The organism is Pseudomonas sp. LBUM1653, assembly GCF_059716115.1.
The window spans coordinates 2,390,293-2,406,649 of the sequence record NZ_CP166803.1 but is presented as its reverse complement, the minus strand read 5'-3'; the positions used below and the strand labels follow the sequence as shown (position 1 = coordinate 2,406,649).

Annotated in this window: 20 protein-coding genes; 7 read left to right on the top strand and 13 right to left on the bottom strand. The window is 57.7% G+C overall.

The window, feature by feature from the left end; translation table 11 throughout:
* Positions 1-123: 123 nt before the first annotated feature.
* Entirely contained in the window at positions 124-429 is a 306-nt protein-coding gene (locus tag ACA054_RS10930; RefSeq protein WP_497639909.1) for a hypothetical protein, read from the bottom strand.
* Positions 430-563: 134 nt separating this feature from the next.
* Here ACA054_RS10930 and ACA054_RS10925 point away from each other — a divergent pair, with 134 nt between their 5' ends.
* Positions 564-758, top strand: coding sequence for a hypothetical protein (locus tag ACA054_RS10925; protein ID WP_497639015.1), 195 nt, complete (start codon positions 564-566; stop codon positions 756-758).
* Positions 759-923: 165 nt separating this feature from the next.
* Here the strand turns inward: ACA054_RS10925 and ACA054_RS10920 are convergent, their stop codons facing one another.
* From ACA054_RS10920 to ACA054_RS10885, 8 genes are all read right to left on the bottom strand, one after another.
* Positions 924-1,880 (bottom strand): nucleoside hydrolase, encoded by a 957-nt coding sequence (locus ACA054_RS10920; protein ID WP_497690280.1) that lies wholly within the window; start codon positions 1,878-1,880, stop codon positions 924-926.
* Positions 1,880-2,284, bottom strand: coding sequence for a D-ribose pyranase (gene rbsD, locus ACA054_RS10915; RefSeq protein ID WP_497689389.1), 405 nt, complete (start codon positions 2,282-2,284; stop codon positions 1,880-1,882). The genes ACA054_RS10920 and rbsD overlap by 1 nt, the downstream gene beginning before the upstream one ends.
* Positions 2,281-3,198: a ribokinase gene (gene rbsK, locus ACA054_RS10910; RefSeq protein ID WP_497689388.1), complete on the bottom strand. Its 918-nt coding sequence runs from the start codon at positions 3,196-3,198 to the stop codon at positions 2,281-2,283. The genes rbsD and rbsK overlap by 4 nt, the downstream gene beginning before the upstream one ends.
* Positions 3,199-3,274: 76 nt before the next feature.
* On the bottom strand, positions 3,275-4,294 hold the full coding sequence (locus ACA054_RS10905) for a LacI family DNA-binding transcriptional regulator (RefSeq protein ID WP_497689387.1): 1,020 nt from the start codon (positions 4,292-4,294) through the stop codon (positions 3,275-3,277).
* 3 nt (positions 4,295-4,297) lie between these two features.
* Positions 4,298-5,275 carry an ABC transporter permease gene (locus ACA054_RS10900; protein WP_497689386.1) on the bottom strand — a complete coding sequence of 326 codons (978 nt, stop codon included), beginning with the start codon at positions 5,273-5,275 and terminating at the stop codon, positions 4,298-4,300.
* Positions 5,272-6,825 carry a sugar ABC transporter ATP-binding protein gene (locus ACA054_RS10895; RefSeq protein ID WP_497689385.1) on the bottom strand — a complete coding sequence of 518 codons (1,554 nt, stop codon included), beginning with the start codon at positions 6,823-6,825 and terminating at the stop codon, positions 5,272-5,274. The genes ACA054_RS10900 and ACA054_RS10895 overlap by 4 nt, the downstream gene beginning before the upstream one ends.
* Positions 6,826-6,879: 54 nt before the next feature.
* Positions 6,880-7,836, bottom strand: coding sequence for a sugar ABC transporter substrate-binding protein (locus ACA054_RS10890; protein WP_497689384.1), 957 nt, complete (start codon positions 7,834-7,836; stop codon positions 6,880-6,882).
* A gap of 142 nt (positions 7,837-7,978) precedes the next feature.
* Positions 7,979-8,410, bottom strand: a complete 432-nt coding sequence (locus tag ACA054_RS10885; RefSeq protein ID WP_497689383.1) for a hypothetical protein — start codon at positions 8,408-8,410, stop codon at positions 7,979-7,981.
* Positions 8,411-8,734: 324 nt separating this feature from the next.
* Between ACA054_RS10885 and ACA054_RS10880 the strand changes: the two genes are divergently transcribed.
* The 3 genes from ACA054_RS10880 to ACA054_RS10870 all read left to right on the top strand — a co-directional run bounded on the left by ACA054_RS10880 (position 8,735) and on the right by ACA054_RS10870 (position 10,944).
* A complete protein-coding gene (locus tag ACA054_RS10880; protein WP_497689382.1) occupies positions 8,735-9,823 on the top strand; it encodes an asparaginase in 1,089 nt (362 codons plus the stop codon).
* 136 nt (positions 9,824-9,959) lie between these two features.
* Complete coding sequence (locus ACA054_RS10875; RefSeq protein ID WP_274076545.1) at positions 9,960-10,250, top strand: DUF1654 domain-containing protein; 291 nt, start codon at positions 9,960-9,962, stop codon at positions 10,248-10,250.
* A 4-nt stretch (positions 10,251-10,254) separates the two neighbouring features.
* Entirely contained in the window at positions 10,255-10,944 is a 690-nt protein-coding gene (locus tag ACA054_RS10870) for an endonuclease (RefSeq protein WP_497689381.1), read from the top strand.
* A 72-nt stretch (positions 10,945-11,016) separates the two neighbouring features.
* Here ACA054_RS10870 and ACA054_RS10865 read toward each other — a convergent pair whose 3' ends face one another.
* The gene (locus tag ACA054_RS10865) at positions 11,017-11,382 is read right to left on the bottom strand and encodes an SPOR domain-containing protein (RefSeq protein WP_497690279.1); all 366 of its coding nucleotides are present in this window, start codon (positions 11,380-11,382) and stop codon (positions 11,017-11,019) included.
* Positions 11,383-11,633: 251 nt separating this feature from the next.
* On the opposite strand from ACA054_RS10865, the gene csrA reads away from it, so the two are divergent.
* Complete coding sequence (gene csrA, locus ACA054_RS10860; protein WP_008057174.1) at positions 11,634-11,825, top strand: carbon storage regulator CsrA; 192 nt, start codon at positions 11,634-11,636, stop codon at positions 11,823-11,825.
* Positions 11,826-11,922: 97 nt separating this feature from the next.
* Here csrA and ACA054_RS10855 read toward each other — a convergent pair whose 3' ends face one another.
* Positions 11,923-12,378 carry a DUF2214 family protein gene (locus ACA054_RS10855; RefSeq protein WP_497689380.1) on the bottom strand — a complete coding sequence of 152 codons (456 nt, stop codon included), beginning with the start codon at positions 12,376-12,378 and terminating at the stop codon, positions 11,923-11,925.
* A 241-nt stretch (positions 12,379-12,619) separates the two neighbouring features.
* On the opposite strand from ACA054_RS10855, the gene ACA054_RS10850 reads away from it, so the two are divergent.
* A complete protein-coding gene (locus ACA054_RS10850; protein WP_497689379.1) occupies positions 12,620-13,372 on the top strand; it encodes a carbonic anhydrase in 753 nt (250 codons plus the stop codon).
* A 63-nt stretch (positions 13,373-13,435) separates the two neighbouring features.
* On the opposite strand, the gene ACA054_RS10845 is transcribed toward ACA054_RS10850, so the two are convergent.
* Positions 13,436-13,630, bottom strand: a complete 195-nt coding sequence (locus ACA054_RS10845) for a hypothetical protein (protein WP_497689378.1) — start codon at positions 13,628-13,630, stop codon at positions 13,436-13,438.
* A 404-nt stretch (positions 13,631-14,034) separates the two neighbouring features.
* On the opposite strand from ACA054_RS10845, the gene ACA054_RS10840 reads away from it, so the two are divergent.
* The gene (locus ACA054_RS10840; protein ID WP_497689377.1) at positions 14,035-14,319 is read left to right on the top strand and encodes a hypothetical protein; all 285 of its coding nucleotides are present in this window, start codon (positions 14,035-14,037) and stop codon (positions 14,317-14,319) included.
* Between the two features lie 223 nt (positions 14,320-14,542).
* Here ACA054_RS10840 and ACA054_RS10835 read toward each other — a convergent pair whose 3' ends face one another.
* Entirely contained in the window at positions 14,543-15,754 is a 1,212-nt protein-coding gene (locus ACA054_RS10835; protein WP_497689376.1) for an EpsG family protein, read from the bottom strand.
* Between the last annotated feature and the right edge of the window lie 603 nt (positions 15,755-16,357).

The following is a 16,357-nucleotide window of genomic DNA, read 5'->3' as shown; positions in this document are numbered from 1 at the left end:
TCAATCCGGCGTTTGGTTTCAAGGGGAACCCTGGCACCTCGCCCTTCACAACGGACAAACGGCAAGTTTGCCTGAGTAGCGCCCTGCCCTCATCCTACAATCATGACTGAATATGAACGGTACTCAGTAAACGTCGATGTAGTCAAAGGCCGGTCTTGGCCAGTTCTGCTTCAATGCATTGTAGATCTGCATGACCCAGACTTCGTCACTGGCCGCCACCCGCCCGACATAACCGGAACCCTTCGCCCAGGTTTCCAGGCGAAACAGCAAGCCGTCGATATCGGTGCCACCCACGACCCCCGATGAAATATAGGCGATGCCGCCCTTGGTCACCCGTAATTGCGTGTGTTCATCGTCGCTGGCTGCAGCCAACAACTGACGCACCGCTTCAAGGGTCAAGCCGTCAGGAGTGTTCAAATCGATCTGCACAGCGCGGTCCTTGAATAGCCATCAAAGACCAAGTGTCGCATAGCCCTGCGCTCATGCCTAAGTCGCAGTGCCAAAAGCGCCGTAAAGTGATTAACTCGACACTCACAATTTTCCCTAAAACCCAGAGCCCTGACATGACCACCGTGAGCATCGACGCCGACATCAAGATCAAGTGGCCAGATGGCCATATTTCTTACAGCCCTGGCAGCCCGGAAGAGCTGGCAATCATCGGCATTGACCTGCTGGTCAAGGATCTGGGCACCGAAGCGGCACGCTCTTTCATCGACCAGATCTTCGAAAAACACTCGCGTGCCGGGCATTCGCAATGAGAGATTCTATGGCGAGGGGAAGCCTCTAGGCGTGAAGGCAGCCTGATTTCGCGGATGTACTCGTTTCCCGTAGGAGCAATGCTTGCTCGCGATGGAGGTACGAACGACGCGATCATTCAGACAGGGCGCGTTATCGTTCACGACCATCGCGAGCAAGCATTGCTCCTACAGACGCGCCAGGCGCTCGGTCAACAGATCGAAGAACCCCTGGGCGTCACCGCTTTCAACCCAGAAGGCGTTCTTCGGCGCCTTGAGACAGTCATACCAGTCGACGATGGTCTGGCCAAACGTCGGACCTTCGCGACTGTCGACCACCACATTGACCGAGCGTCCACTGAACAGCGTCGGCTTGAGCAGGTAGGCGATGACCGTGGCGTCATGCACCGGGCCACCGGGAATGCCGTAGCGCGCCATATCACCGCCGATGCACTCTTGCAGGATATCGCCCACCAGCTTGCCGGCATTGTTGTTCAACGCCGCGATCTGCTCGAGGCGCGCGTCACTGGTGAGGATCTTGTGGGTCACGTCCAGCGGCAGGTAGACCAGATTCGCGCCACTCTTGAGCACCACCTCGGCAGCGTGCGGATCGGCGAACAGGTTGAATTCCGCCACCGGCGTAATGTTGCCGCAATTGAAGTGCGCACCGCCCATGATCACCACCTCCTTGATGCCCCGAACGATTTGCGGCTCGCGCATCAGCGCCAGGGCAAGGTTGGTCTGTGGCCCCAGCATGGCGATGGTGATGCTATGGGGCCCGGCGGACAGCAGCGTGTCGATCAGGAAGTCGATCGCACTGCCCCTGGCCAGCCCCTTCTTCGGCTCATGCACCGCGACACCCGGCAAACCTTCCTCGCCGTGGACGTGCTCGGCATAGATGGGCGTGCGCATCAGCGGCTTCGGCGCCCCGGCGTACACCGGCACCTCTTCGCGCCCGGCCCACTCGAGGGCAAGCCGTGCATTGCGCGAGGTTTTGTCCAGGCGCACGTTGCCGGCGACGGTGGTCAATGCGCGCACGTTCAATTCTTGCGGCGACGCCAGGGCAAACAGCAAGGCAATCACGTCGTCGGCACCAGGATCGGTATCGATGATCAATTCAATCGGTTGTGACGACTGGGCGCCCATCAGAACGTTACCCCGGCCACCAGCACAATGTTGCAGTAAGGCTGACATTCGCCGGTCCGCACGATCGCCCGCGCCTGTCGACTGAGAACCTTGAACTGCTCATGACTGAGCAGTTCGCGCCGCCCCAGGGCACCCTCGGCATCGAGCGCGTCCAGGGCCGCCAATGCCGGTGGCTGCCTTTCGAGGATCTCCTGCGCCAGCACATGGCTTTCGACCTGCATTTCGCTGAGCACGACGTTCAGGGTACTGATGAAATCCGGAATGCCCTGCGTCAGGGCCAGGTCGATCAGTTCGACACCTGGCGGCACCGGCAGCCCTGCATCGCCGATCACCACCTTGTCGCCATGTCCCAGGGAGGCAATCAGCCGCGACAGCGCGACATTGAGCAAAGGGGTCTTTTTCATGGTGTTTTAAACGCCTGCACATCGGCCAAGGAGGGAATCGAGGGTTGCGCGCCAGCCCGGGTGACCGACAACGCCGCGGCAACCTGGCCGAAACGTATCGCTTGAGCTTCGCTTTCACCACCCCCCAGCGCTGCAGCGAAACCGCCAACGAAGGTATCGCCGGCCGCCGTGGTGTCGAGCGCCTTGACGCTCGGCGCCGGGAAATGTTCAAAACCTTTGCCATCGGCAAACAACGATCCCTGGGCGCCGAGGGTGATGATCACCTTGCCCGCCCCCATCTCGATCAGTCGAGTGGCGGCGATCTGTGCCGTTTGCAGAGAGTCCACCGGCAAACCGCTGAGCTTTGCTGCTTCACTTTCGTTGGGGATCAGGTAGTCGATGGACGCGTACCAATCCGCCGGCAGCGGTCGACTGGCCGGCGCGGGGTTGAGGATCACGATCTTGCCCAGCTCACGGCCGCGCTTGAGTGCATGACCGACCGTGGCGTCCGGCATTTCCAGCTGACAGATGATCACATCCGCCTCCTGCAATACCGCATCGAAACAGCCGAGCACCGCCGGGGTCAGTGCACCGTTGGCCCCGGCGACAATCACGATGGCGTTCTGGCTGTTGTCGTCGACCACGATCAACGCCACGCCACTGGTACCCTCCACGGCGCTGACCGCCCGACAATCGATGCCCTCGTCCAGCAACGCCTGGCGCAACACCTGCCCGTAGGCATCGCTGCCCACGCAGCCCACCATCGACACCTGCGCACCGAGGCGCGCGGCCGCCACGGCCTGGTTCGCGCCCTTGCCGCCACAGACTGTCGCAAACGACTGGCCGATCAGGGTTTCTCCACCACGGGGCAAGCGCGGCGCCCGGGTCACCAGGTCCATGTTCAAGCTGCCGACTACCACTACTTTTGCTGACATTACATTGCTACTCATCAAGACGGTTTCAGCGGTGCTTTTGGTTTAGCGATGCTTTTTGTTTAACGATGCTTTTTGTTTAACGAAATTGGGCAAACACCCCAGCCAGCGGCGCGGTCGATTCGCGCATGACGATGCTGGGGGTGACGATCCGTTGTTCGGTCGCCAGGTCCGGCGTGGCAATCCGGCGCAGCAGCACCTCGGCCGCCATTTCGCCCAGTTGCAGGATCGACTGCCCCACGGTGGTCAATGCCGGATAGACATAGCGACTCATCTGGATGTCGTCGAAGCCGATCACCGACAGATCCGTCGGCACGCGGATATTGCGTTCGGCGGCGGCACGCAGCACGCCGATGCCGATCATGTCGTTGGCGGCAAAAATCGCGCTGGGCGGATTCTTTTCCAGCAGCTTGGCGGCGGCGCTGTAACCACCGGTGCTGGTGAAATCGCTTTCCAGCATGCGCCCGCGCGCAACACTGATGCCCGCCTCTTCAAGGGCCCGGCAAAACCCGGCCAAACGCATCTGCGCCACGCTGGTGGTCGCCGGCCCGCTGATGGTGGCGATATCCCGATGCCCCAACTCCAGCAGATGCCGGGTCGCCAGGTAGGCGCCGTACTCGTGATCGATGCGCACCAGGTCCGCGTCGACGCCTTCGAGCCCGCGGTCGACGATCACCATCGGCGTGCGCACGCCCGCCAGGCCCAGGGCCAGCCCGCTGTCACCACCGGCCGAGGCGACGATCAGCCCGTCGATGCGCTTCTCCAGCAGCACCCGCAGGTAGCTGCGCTGCTTGTCCGGGTTGTCGTCCGAATTGCACAGGATCACGCAATAGCCATTGCGCTCACAGTAATCCTCGATGCCCCGCGCCAATTCGGCGAAGTACGGGTTGAGGCTGTTGGGCACCAGCAGGCCGATGGTTGCCGTGGTCTTGGCCTTGAGGGACCGGGCCACGGCACTGGGCACGTAGTCGAGGGTCTTGATCGCCGCCTCGACCTTGACCCGCACTTCTTCACTGACCGGCCGGGTCTTGTTGACCACGTGGGAAACCGTGGTGTAGGAAATCCCCGCCAGTGCTGCTACATCCTTGATCGTTGCCATGACTCAGGTCCGCCGGCTTGCGCGCTGACTGCGATAAGTATCAAGCACCACCGCCACCACGATCACGGCGCCGGTGATGATGCGTTTGGTCGGTTCGGTGGCGCCAATCTGCGCCAGACCGGCCGCCAGTACGGAAATGATCAGCACGCCGAAGAAGGTGCTGATGACCGAGCCGCGCCCTCCCATCAGACTGGTACCGCCAATCACCACCGCAGCGATCACTTGCAGCTCCAGGCCGGAGCCGGCATTGGGGTCCGCCGCTTCCAGGCGAGAAATCTGGAACAACGCCGCCACACCGGCCAGCAACCCCATCAGGCTGAACACCAGGATCTTGTAGGGTTTGGGATTGATCCCCGCCAGGCGCACCGCTTCCTCGTTGGTGCCGATGCCGATCAGGTAACGGCCGAACACGGTACGGGTCAACACGGCCTGGGCGATGAAAATGATCAGCAAGGCAATGATGAACGACGGCGAAATCCCGAAGGCGATCGGATTGGACAACCAGGCAAAAGCATCACCGATGTAGGCCGTGCGTGAACCGGTCATCTGGTACGCCACGCCGCGGGCCATTTCCAGCACGCCCAGGGACACGATGAAGGATGGAATCCGCCAGGCCACGGTGATCGAACCGGTGACGGTCCCCGCCAGCGCGGCAGCCGCCATGCCGAGCAATGCCGCGGGCAGCACGCTCCAGCCCCAGCCGAGAATCGCCACGCTGACCGTCGACGCGGCCAGCGCCAGCACCGAACCCACCGACAGATCGATGCCGCCGATGATCAGCACGAAAGTCATCCCGACCGCCAGCACCATCAAGTCCGGAATCTGGTTGGCCAGGGTGCTGAAGGTGTTGTAGGAGAGGAAATGACTGCTCAGCACCGAGAACAGCACGACCATGGCCAGCAAGGCACCAGCCAGCCCCAGATAAGTGCCCAGCCCGTAGAAATTGCCGCTGCGTTGGCCGGCCGAAGATGCGGTTTTCATTGAAGATCCCTAGGCGCCGCTTCGTTGAGCAGCGCATCACGTTTTTGGTAGCCGGCGAACGCGGCGGCAAGCAAATCATCCTGGGTCCAGCTGTCGCGCTCGAAGGTGTCGATCAGACGCCCCGCCGAGAGCACGCCGATGCGGTCACAGATCAACATCAATTCGCGCAGGTCGCTGGACACCACCACCAACGCCTTGCCCTGGCGGGTCAGCTCGCCGAGCAGCGCGTAAATGTCGAACTTGGCGCCGACATCGATACCCCGGGTCGGCTCGTCGAACAGCAGCACCGAGCAATCACGCTCCAGCCAGCGACCGATGACCACTTTCTGCTGGTTGCCACCGGACAACTCGGACACCAGCTGCGCCGGACCGGAACTGCGGATGCGCATGGCATCGATCTGCCGCTGGGCCAGCCCCGCCTCATCGCCAGGGTTGACCAGGCCACCGCTGGAAATAACGGGCATGTTACCCAGCGCAATGTTCGCGCTGATCGATTGCGTCAGCAGCAGGCCTTCGCCCTTGCGGTCTTCGGTGATCAGGGCGATGCCATGCCCGACCGCGTCCACCGGCGAACGGATACTCACGACCTGCGCCGGTGATCCCAGCGCCACCGTGCCGCTGTCCGCGGTGTCGGCGCCGAAGATCAACCGCAGCAATTCGGTGCGCCCTGCCCCGATCAATCCGGAAATGCCGAAGATCTCGCCAGCCCGCACTTCGAAGGACACATCACGCACCTTGTCGGCTCGGGTCAGGCCCTTGACCGTCAACGCCGCCGCGCCGATGTCGCGCGGCCCCATGTCGATGTGCTCACCCAGTTCGCGCCCAACCATCAGCGTGACCAGTTGCTCACTGTTGTAGTTGGCCATCGGCTCGACACACACCAGGTTGCCGTCACGCAGAACCGCAATGCGCTGGGCCACCCGTGCCAGTTCTTCGAGGCGATGGGAAATATAGATGATCGACACGCCACGGGCCTGCAGGCGCGTGATCTGCTCGAAGAGCATTTCGACTTCACGGGCGGTTAGCATCGCGGTCGGCTCGTCGAGGATCAGCACATGGCAATCACCGATCAGGTTGCGCGCGATCTCGACCATCTGCTGATGGCCGATGCCCAGCTCGCCCACCAGCGTGTCCGGGTCGATCGCGTCGAGCCCGACCTGAGCCATGGCCTCGATCGCAGCCTTGCGCAGTTGCTTGCGGTTGATCCAGCCAGCGGTGCTGGGCAGCTTGTGCAGAAACAGGTTTTCCGCCACCGACAGGGTCGGCAACAGATTGAGCTCCTGCATGACCATGCGGATCCCCAGGTCTTCGGCCTGGGTGCGGCTGCCCGGGCGGTAATCCTGCCCCTGAAACTGCATCTGGCCGGTGGTCGGTGTGACCAGCCCGCCGATGATCTTCGACAGCGTACTTTTGCCGGCGCCATTCTCGCCGGTCAGTGCCAGCACCTCACCGCGCATGAGCGTGAGGTTGATGCCGGCCAGGACCGGCTGGGCGTAGGTCTTGCCAATGCCGCTGACCGAGAGGACAGCGTGCGGGGCGCTAACAGACATAAAACTCTCCATGCGCTCGCCGGGACGGGCGAGCGTCATTGTGTCGCCGGAAAATTACTGTGTAACCAGCTCTACCGGAGTTTCGATCACGCCGTTGGTGCCGCTGTCGACTTTTTCGCCCTTGATGATTTTCAACGCGGTCTCGATGCCGAATACCGCTTGTTTGGCCGCGAACTGATCGGCTGTCGCCAATACTCGACCATCCTTGAGCATCGGCTTGATGGCATTGATGTTGTCGTAACCGACCACCTGGACCTGACCGGCCTTGCCCGCGGCACGTACGGCAGACACCGCGCCAACCGCCATGCTGTCGTTGCCGGCCAGCAGGGCCTTGATGTTCGGGTATTCGCTGAGCATCGAGGAGGCCACCTGGTTGCCCTTGTTGATTTCCCAGTCGCCCGATTGCACGGACACGACCTTGATCTGCGCGGCTTCCATCGCATCCTTGAAGCCTGCGGTGCGCGCCTGGGCATTGGTGGTGGTGGAGACCCCTTCGATGATGCCGACTTCATCACCGGCCTTGAGCTGCTTGGCCAGGTACTCACCCACCAGGCGCGCGCCCTTGCGGTTATCCGGGCCTACGAACGGCACGCTGATGTTCTTGCTCTTGACCACGGCCGGGTCCAGCTGATTGTCGATGTTGATCACGGTGATGCCGGCGTCGACGGCTTTTTTGATCACCGGCACCATGGCCTTGGAATCAGCCGGCGCGATCACCAGCGCATTGACCTTGGAAACAATCATTTGCTCGACGATGCGGATCTGGTTGGCGGTGTCGGTTTCGTCCTTGATGCCGTTGGAGATAAGCTCGAACTCGCCGGAGTGGTCTTTCTGGTAGGCCTTGGCGCCATCTTCCATGGTCAGGAAGAATTCGTTGGCCAAGGATTTCATCACCAGCGCGACTTTAGGCTTTTCAGGCGTCTGGGCGAACGCCGAAGAAACAGGCAGCGCGGCGGTTGGGCCAGCCAGTATTGCGACAGCAAGAAGACGTCCAGCGAATGGCAGCTTCATGAATTCACTCCGATCTTATGATTATTGTGAGCAACGTCGCGGCGGCAACAAGAGGCCTCGCAAACGTTTGCGAACCTTGACTATGCGAATCTTGCCGCAATTTGTCAACGACCGTCATACCCCGTTCGCAGGTTGCGCCTGATCACGCCGTGGTGCTGACAATACTGCCGGAACCCGTCAACTCCTTCGCCAGGCTGGCGGCCACCTGCATCAATGCCGCTGAGGTATCGGCAATCTGTGCCTGGAAAGACATCACAGCCGTGGCCTTGGCCTCTTCAGACTGAAAAGATGCGGCCTGGGTGGCGGCTAATTGTTGCTGCTGCTCGCGCAGTTGCTCTTGCAGTTCCTGCATGCGCTTGAGCAGCATTTGCACCGTAATGCTTTGCTGGCTGCCAGCGCTTTCGGCTTTTTCACCTGCTTGCGGGCCCTGTCCCATACGGACAGACTTTTCACCCTGCACTAGCGGTTGCGCCGAGGTTGCAGATGTCGCCTCGCTAGAGGTGTCCACTGCTGCCGCGGGTTTCCCACCGATATTGATAACCGCTGAATTGTTCAAACTGACTGTCAACGACATGTGAACTCCCTGTAGATGATTCTTCACTGAAGCATCGACCTGCCAGCAGGTTTCTTTAATGTCGATATTTAAATGGGAGTCGTAATCCTTTCGGAAAGCCGAATGAAAAATCCTCGGACAGTCGGAAAGCCGGACGAAACAAGATGATCGATGTTCAACACATCGTTTAAATAGTTAAACAAATCAATAGTTTAAACACTTTTTCTGATTCTAGTTGTAACTGGTACGAGTCGTGCTCTTCTCTAGCACCCCAAAGGTTCAGATCCGTTTGGGGCGCATCTAGATGAACCTGCATCGGCACCGTCACTACAAGAGAGAAAAATAATGACATCTGCTTTGAAAAACCTTCTCCCGGGCACCTTGGCCCTCCTGCTGCTCCTGCCCGCTGCCCTTCAGGCAAAAGAAGTCGAAACCCAACAGAAACTGGCGAACGTCGTGGTCCTGGCGACCGGCGGCACCATCGCCGGTGCTGGCGCCAGCGCCGCCAACAGCGCCACCTATCAAGCGGCGAAAGTCGGCATCGAACAATTGATCGCCGCGGTTCCGCAGCTCGGCCAATTGGCCAATGTTCGCGGCGAACAGGTCATGCAGATTGCCTCCGAAAGCATCACCAACGACAACCTGTTACAGCTGGGCCGTCGCGTCGCCGAACTGGCGGACAGCAAGGACGTCGATGGCATCGTGATCACCCACGGCACCGACACCCTGGAAGAAACCGCCTACTTCCTCAACCTGGTGGAAAAAACCGACAAGCCCATCATTGTCGTGGGCTCAATGCGCCCGGGCACGGCAATGTCGGCCGACGGCATGTTGAACCTGTACAACGCCGTCGCCGTCGCCAGCAGCAAAGATGCGCGGGGCAAAGGCGTGCTGGTGACCATGAACGATGAAATCCAGTCGGGTCGCGATGTCAGCAAAATGATCAACATCAAGACCGAGGCGTTTAAAAGCGCCTGGGGCCCCCTCGGGATGGTGGTTGAAGGAAAATCCTACTGGTTCCGCCTGCCGGCCAAGCGTCACACTATGGACTCGGAATTCGACATCAAGACCATCGAGAGCCTGCCTGACGTCGAAATCGCCTACTCCTACGGCAACGTCGGCGACACCGCCTACAAGGCACTGGCTCAATCCGGCGCCAAGGCCATCATCCATGCCGGCACCGGCAACGGGTCGGTCTCTTCCCGGGTCGTGCCCGCCTTGCAAGCCCTGCGCAAGGACGGGGTGCAGATCATCCGCTCTTCCCACGTCAATGCCGGTGGTTTCGTCCTGCGTAACGCCGAACAGCCTGACGACAAATACGACTGGGTGGTGGCGCATGACCTGAACCCGCAGAAAGCCCGGATCCTGGCAATGGTCGCGCTGACCAAGACCAATGACAGCAAAGAGCTGCAACGGATGTTCTGGGAATATTGATTCGCCGCTCGCCCGACCGACTCCGGTCGGGCACCCCTCGCCAACTCTCGCCTGACAAAAAAAACTCTCCTCCCCCTACACCAATCGGCAAAAACCACTGTCAGAGGATTCTCTTGAATTTTAAGCAGTTGCGAAAATGCCTACAGTTAAATACTGTATGCACGTACAGCTTAATAAGGACAATCCTGTGGACAGCACCTCCGCCTCACCAGACACCTACGTACGTATGGGCCTGCGCGTTCAGAAAATCATCAACGGCCCCACCGCTCAAAAAGCCAGGGCCGCCTTGATCTTCCGCCTTCCAGACGAGCCCGTGGACGAGTGGGAACGCCTGCTCGAAGAAATCGACGAGAACGACAACGTCACCCTCGCCTATCGCGACGACGGTGGTGTGCAGATTTTCTGGGTAGTGCCGAAGGAAGACTGAGTCGATGAGTGTCCGTTGTTTTGCTTTGCTGTTCCTGTTGTTTGCCATGGGCGCCCAGGCGGATGCGCCACGCACTTTCAACGAAGCCAAGAAAGTTGCCTGGAAGCTGTATGCACCGCAATCCACCGAGTTTTATTGCGGCTGCAAGTACACCGGTAACAAGGTGAACCTCGCGGCGTGCGGTTACGTGCCGCGCAAAAACGCCAAGCGCGCCGCCCGCATCGAGTGGGAACACATTGTTCCGGCCTGGGCAATCGGGCATCAGCGTCAGTGCTGGCAGGAGGGCGGGCGTAAAAACTGTACGCGATACGACCCGACCTACCAGAAGGCCGAAGCCGACCTGCACAACCTGGTGCCCAGCATCGGCGAGGTCAATGGTGACCGCAGCAATTTCAGTTTCGGCTGGCTGCCGGAGCAATCGGGGCAATACGGTTCGTGCCTGACCCAGGTCGACTTCAAGGCGAAAAAAGTCATGCCCCGCCCTTCCATTCGCGGCATGATCGCCCGGACCTATTTCTACATGAGCAAGCAATATGGCTTGCGCCTGTCGAAACAGGACCAGCAATTGTACCAGGCCTGGGACAAGACCTACCCGGTGCAAGCCTGGGAACGCCAACGCAACCAGAGCGTGGCGTGTGTCATGGGGCGCGGCAACGAGTTCGTCGGCCCGGTCGACATGAAAGCCTGCGGTTAAAGGCTTGCTGAAAAAAACAAGGCCTGAGGTTAGAACCCCAGGCCTTCGTTATTTCAGCCACCCGCTTGTACCTTACTGAGCCGTCGGGCGCTCCAGCACCAGCACTTCAATGTTCTGCTTCTTTGCCTTGATCAGCGCGGCATTAACCTGCGCCTGCTTGGCGTCTGCTTCTTCTTTGGAGCTGTAAGGCCCCATCAGGATGCGGGTCTTGCCATTTTCCCTGACCACGTTGGACATGAAGCTGTGCTCGATCAGCCAGCCGCTGAGATCGCTGACGGCCTGAGGTGTTTCACCCCGCACTTCGAGATCCCACTGTGGCCCCGCTACCTGCGCCGACGTTGCCGCCGCTGCAGGCTGCGGCTTTGGTGCCTCCTCGCGCTTGCCCTCACCGCATCCCGCCAGCACCAATACCGCGATTGCCAAGACCATTTTGCGCACAGCGTTTCCCTCTGAATGCTTAAAGCGGGGGATTTTAGCATTCATGAATACATCGCGAGTGCCGCAAAATGGGCGCAAAACAACGAGAATGATAGTGGCGGCCTCTGTATAGTTACGCCTTGGGAATTAATGCTGTATCTGCGCGTCAGAAAGAGGCACCCAAACCGTGAGACTTCGCACTAATCTATACATAACACCGACCTCTGCACTGTCCGAATCAGGTGCCCCACAAAGCAATCAAGGAGAAGACCATGCTGATACTCACCCGCAAAGTCGGTGAAAGCATAAATATTGGTGATGACATTACGATCACCATCCTGGGCGTAAGCGGCCAGCAAGTCCGGATTGGCATCAACGCGCCCAAAGACGTCGCAGTGCATCGCGAAGAAATTTATCAGCGCATTCAGGCCGGCCTGACCGCCCCGGAAAAGCCACAAACCTGAATCCTGTTGCAGTCAGTAGCCAGCCCGTTCGCCCCGCAACGACGGCTGGCTAAAGATTCAAGCGTAATATTGCCTGCGCTTTCCCGAACGCCCTCAATCAACCGAATGTGATCCCCCGCGCCATCCCGCTGGCCGCCACCATCATCAGCAACACCAGCACGGCCTCGATATGACTGATTCGTGCAAACAGCGTCGCACGCCAGGTATCGATAGCCGCGCCACGCGACCGTGCAACCCGCCATTTGATCAACGTCACCATTGGCGCAATTTCCAGTAGCAGGATGAGGACGAACAACGTCATCTTGAGATGGAACAACGGTTGGTGCAGGTAGTAATCCGTGCCTTTTTCGAAACCGCCAAAGGCCCGCATGCCGCCGGTAACCAGCAGGACAACTGCAGAAATGCCCCATATGTTGTCTGCCATCAATACGTCGCGAGCCTCTCCTGCACCGACAGCCAGTCGCCGAAAAGCCGTGCCACGCACCAGGACGGCCCAGAATCCAAGCGCAAACGCCAAAAGATGAATCGCTGCAAGCAACCACTGAGTCAGCATCGGGAAACTCCTGTAGGGATGAAGTCGGATCAGCCTGTCAGTAGTAGTCCATGAACCCATGGTTTGCACCTGCCAGACGATTGGCTTTTCGCCGAAGCCTGTTCGGTTGCCCATCTCTGCAGGCCGCGTAAAACATAATGTTACGGACCTACTAGACTCCAACACTCCAGTGCCGAAGCTCTTCGAAGCACTACCCCAATAGCAGTCATTCCCACCGAAATTGCCCTGAGTACACAACATCATGTGTGAATCCTGTGATTCAAACTCGCCAGCAAATGCCAATGAACGTCGTCGCTTTCTTCGTCTTGCCGGATTAGGAGCAGGTGCCCTGCTATTGGCCGGCGCCCTGCCGAGCCGAATAATTCACGCCGCCGAAACAACCTCCGCGCCGCCAAAACCAAAAAACGTCATCAGCCCGGATGAGGCACTGAAAAGACTCATGGAGGGCAACGAACGGTATGTCAGCGGCAACTCGCAAACCCACGATTTCAAGGATGAACGAGAAGCACTGGTTTCCGGTCAGAACCCTTTCGTGGCAGTGCTGAGTTGCTCCGACTCGCGCATCGCACCGGAATACGCTTTCGACACCGCACGGGGCGATCTTTTCGCCGTACGCCTCGCCGGTAACTTCGTCACGGACGAAGGTCTTGCAAGCCTGGAATACGGCGTGGCCGTGCTCGGTGCTCCGCTCATCCTGGTATTGGGCCATGAGCGCTGCGGCGCCATCGAGGCTGGCGTGAAAGCCGTCAAGGATCACACGGTATTCCCCGGAAAGATCCCTGCACTTACGGATGCACTCAAATCCGCTATCGAGCAGGTAAGCACTCATCCCGGCGACCTGGTGGAAAACGCGACGGTGCAAAATATCAAGAACTCGATCGAGCGCCTCAAGCAAGCCACTCCGTTGCTCACTGACGCGCTCAGCAAGGGCCAGTTGAAAATAGTCGGGGGCATTTATCGCCTGGCGACAGGTAAAGTCGAGTTGATTGCCTGAATCGATCAGGCAAGGTCGCCACGTCGCAGATGTGAAGAGCCCAGCGCGAAGGCTGGGCTCTGGTTATTTCCTGTTTTCCATCATCTTGTCCGCGAGCGCCTTGGCTCGTTCAATCAACAGATTCTGCCGGTCTTCATGCGTGGCCCCGCCGACGACGGGTGCCGTCAGATTGCTTTCGGCAATCAACGCGGCGCAGAAATATTGATCCCACACAGCCTTGTGATCGGATGCCTGTCGATTCATTTGGTCGGAGATCATATGCGACTCCTTCAGATGAGATAACACTGCCTATCTTACGCCTGAATCGTCGTATCAAGGCGCCGGCCCACCCTGGCGGATCCGTTTCTGACCCACGCGGCTACAGCATCCACCGCAGCAGCACATGGGTGGCAATCCAGGGAGAGGCCTCGACCATCGTCCATTGAAGTAAAAGGCAGATGGCCAGGTAAGCCGCAAAGAACTTGATCATCGTCCGCCTCCCCATCACCACCCTCCTGTCTCAATGCACCCACGAAACGCCCGGATGCCTGTCCTGCTTTGATGCAATTGGCTGCTTGCAGTTCAGCGTGAGGCGAACTGATTTTCATTCGGACTTATCCAAACCTCACCTTCAAATGATAATATTTCTCATATGGAGATGAATGGCGGGGATGCCGAAGTCAATGAGGGAACGTTACGAGATCCATTTTGTGGCCAGCGGATCCAAGGAAGTCATCATCATCGAACGCTCGAGCATGTGTGACCTGGAAGCCTGGAAGGCGGCCCTCCTGTATCACGGAGAATGCGCGGGCAGCACGCTCAACATTCGGCTCATGGCTGACGCCATTGAAAAAGCCACTGGCCGCGACATCAAGAAAGTGCGATGGAACAAGGCCAGCCACACTATCGCCTGGAGCGAGCGCGCCAAATTGGCGAGGAATGCGGTGGGGTTGAAACATATCCAATGATGCGGGGTTGGGGCAAAGCGTCGAATTGGCGTTTTGAGTGCGGGCTTTACAAACTGCATTACTTCAGGAGTAGACAACCGAGGCAGCTGCCTCGGCGACCCAGGACAAGCACATCATGAACTAGCTATCAAAATTCGCATGATTTCCGGCGAGAAGCCGTTCGCCAGCCATTTCCCCCATGAGCGTGATGCATCCCAAATATAGACTTGGCACACAAAGGCGATCAGTCCTTGGTCGCCGGCGTCGAAGATGGCAACACTACAATCGTTCGCTGAGCTTGCTCATTGAAACGCATGTAATACTGATATGTCCGATCTCGGCCATCTCCAGCCTCACCTGTAATAGCGTGTTTTATATATGACTGATATGGAATGAATGTAGTCGCTGCCGGAGAGGATACGAAAAAAAACAGTGCGGCTGTGCTTATCGGAATAACAGCCATAGTCAGCGCAACCCGTTTTCTCCCCTCTAACTCCATCATAATCCAATATAAAATGACTGCTTGAGAGAAACAGGCAAGATATTGAATCCGATTCCACAAGAGCGCAAAATCAAAAAACAGTGCCTGAACTCCAACAAGACAAATCAAAGCCCCAATCGCTATCAACTCTCGACGCCCAATCACTTGTATATATTTCTTTGCCGCCACCAACACGACACAGTTAAGCACAAGAAATCCGGCACCAAGCAAAGTTCTTTTTGAAAAACCGTAATTCGAATAAAGCGCTAGCTTTTCCGATAAAAAAGGAATCTGCATGGTTGAACCGATAGATAGTGCAAGCTGACCAACACCCACACCAACAAGGTAAAACGCTAAACAAATCAAAACGAACCACCAAACCTTCGCCAATAAAAATTTAACGGCTCGATCAAAAAAAACGAACGCATACAACAATGCAGAATATTGAAAACCAACTGCTGCTGCAAAAAAAATAATGGACTTCTTATTTTCACGGCCAATTGCGTAACACATGGATAGTAGAACCAAAGATACGGCTAATGACTGCCGTATTGTACCCATCTGAAGCGGGAGAAACACCCAGCAAAAACAAAATGCAAATCCGAAAGACCCATTGATCCCAAACTTTGAGAAAAACCTTGCAGCGCAGAAAGTATTAAATGTCCCTACAACAAATAATAGCAGCTGAAAATTTCCAAACAGAGACAATATATAGTTCAACAGATAAAAAAGCGGCTCCATGGGGGGCACATCTACCGGCAGATCCAAAAAAGCCGAACTGCGAACGGCATTAAAATACTGCTCATAGATCAACCAATCGAATCCAGTTTCAAAACGAAATGAGCAAACAAACCAGAAAATAAATGCTGAAACCAGAAGCAAAATAGACATAAAACTTTCAGAAGCTTTCTTTTCGAAAAATCCAGGAACTGATGCAGCCCAGAACACAGAGCCAATGAGAAGATAAAAAAACATGCATTTTCCTTTTGGTCACGACCTCCTCATCTGGAGGTCACTGTCTCCTATCCGCATGTTGATCGATTGAAAAGGTTTTTACAATGAAGAGCAGCGCGTGTCGGATACCCGACGAGGCATTCAAGGCACCTCCTTGAAGAGTACATGGCGCCCAAGGCCCAACGTTTGTTGCGCTCGCACAGCCCGGGCCGCAACTTTTGGGATGGTCGTAGCGTAGTAGTACGTACTGCCACCCGTGTGATCTGGCACTTTTCTGGCCATTACTTGGTCAGCAGACAATCTGCGCCCGGGCAAACTCGCGGAAAGGGATCGGATTCGCGCCACTCACGCAGGCGAAATTCAGGGCACTCCTGCTCCAGCAGCTGCACGGGTGTGGTATCTGGTAAACATCTTCATTGCCCTCACCTCAACACGGACTTGGCCTTGCCGTTGTTTACCCTGTTACGAGTCGTCCAACCGACTGCGATATGGCCAGCCAGCAATTCACTGCGACCCTCTCTTCGCAGGGTTCTCGCGAGAATGTCCCGATCACCCCCTACTTTAGTCATCGTTTCCAGACGAAAAAAAGCCCGCGCGAGGCGGGCACTGGACTGATTGACACTA

What these genes read in the sequence shown, in the direction of transcription:
- ACA054_RS10925 (WP_497639015.1), top strand. Translation starts at nt 564, where the DNA reads ATGACCACCGTGAGCATCGACGCCGACATCAAGATCAAGTGGCCAGAT.
- ACA054_RS10920 (WP_497690280.1), bottom strand. Translation starts at nt 1,880, where the DNA reads ATGGGCGCCCAGTCGTCACAACCGATTGAATTGATCATCGATACCGAT.
- rbsD (WP_497689389.1), bottom strand. Translation starts at nt 2,284, where the DNA reads ATGAAAAAGACCCCTTTGCTCAATGTCGCGCTGTCGCGGCTGATTGCC.
- rbsK (WP_497689388.1), bottom strand. Translation starts at nt 3,198, where the DNA reads ATGTCAGCAAAAGTAGTGGTAGTCGGCAGCTTGAACATGGACCTGGTG.
- ACA054_RS10905 (WP_497689387.1), bottom strand. Translation starts at nt 4,294, where the DNA reads ATGGCAACGATCAAGGATGTAGCAGCACTGGCGGGGATTTCCTACACC.
- ACA054_RS10900 (WP_497689386.1), bottom strand. Translation starts at nt 5,275, where the DNA reads ATGAAAACCGCATCTTCGGCCGGCCAACGCAGCGGCAATTTCTACGGG.
- ACA054_RS10895 (WP_497689385.1), bottom strand. Translation starts at nt 6,825, where the DNA reads ATGTCTGTTAGCGCCCCGCACGCTGTCCTCTCGGTCAGCGGCATTGGC.
- ACA054_RS10890 (WP_497689384.1), bottom strand. Translation starts at nt 7,836, where the DNA reads ATGAAGCTGCCATTCGCTGGACGTCTTCTTGCTGTCGCAATACTGGCT.
- ACA054_RS10885 (WP_497689383.1), bottom strand. Translation starts at nt 8,410, where the DNA reads ATGTCGTTGACAGTCAGTTTGAACAATTCAGCGGTTATCAATATCGGT.
- ACA054_RS10880 (WP_497689382.1), top strand. Translation starts at nt 8,735, where the DNA reads ATGACATCTGCTTTGAAAAACCTTCTCCCGGGCACCTTGGCCCTCCTG.
- ACA054_RS10875 (WP_274076545.1), top strand. Translation starts at nt 9,960, where the DNA reads ATGCCTACAGTTAAATACTGTATGCACGTACAGCTTAATAAGGACAAT.
- ACA054_RS10870 (WP_497689381.1), top strand. Translation starts at nt 10,255, where the DNA reads ATGAGTGTCCGTTGTTTTGCTTTGCTGTTCCTGTTGTTTGCCATGGGC.
- csrA (WP_008057174.1), top strand. Translation starts at nt 11,634, where the DNA reads ATGCTGATACTCACCCGCAAAGTCGGTGAAAGCATAAATATTGGTGAT.
- ACA054_RS10855 (WP_497689380.1), bottom strand. Translation starts at nt 12,378, where the DNA reads ATGCTGACTCAGTGGTTGCTTGCAGCGATTCATCTTTTGGCGTTTGCG.
- ACA054_RS10850 (WP_497689379.1), top strand. Translation starts at nt 12,620, where the DNA reads ATGTGTGAATCCTGTGATTCAAACTCGCCAGCAAATGCCAATGAACGT.
- ACA054_RS10845 (WP_497689378.1), bottom strand. Translation starts at nt 13,630, where the DNA reads ATGATCTCCGACCAAATGAATCGACAGGCATCCGATCACAAGGCTGTG.
- ACA054_RS10840 (WP_497689377.1), top strand. Translation starts at nt 14,035, where the DNA reads ATGAGGGAACGTTACGAGATCCATTTTGTGGCCAGCGGATCCAAGGAA.
- ACA054_RS10835 (WP_497689376.1), bottom strand. Translation starts at nt 15,754, where the DNA reads ATGTTTTTTTATCTTCTCATTGGCTCTGTGTTCTGGGCTGCATCAGTT.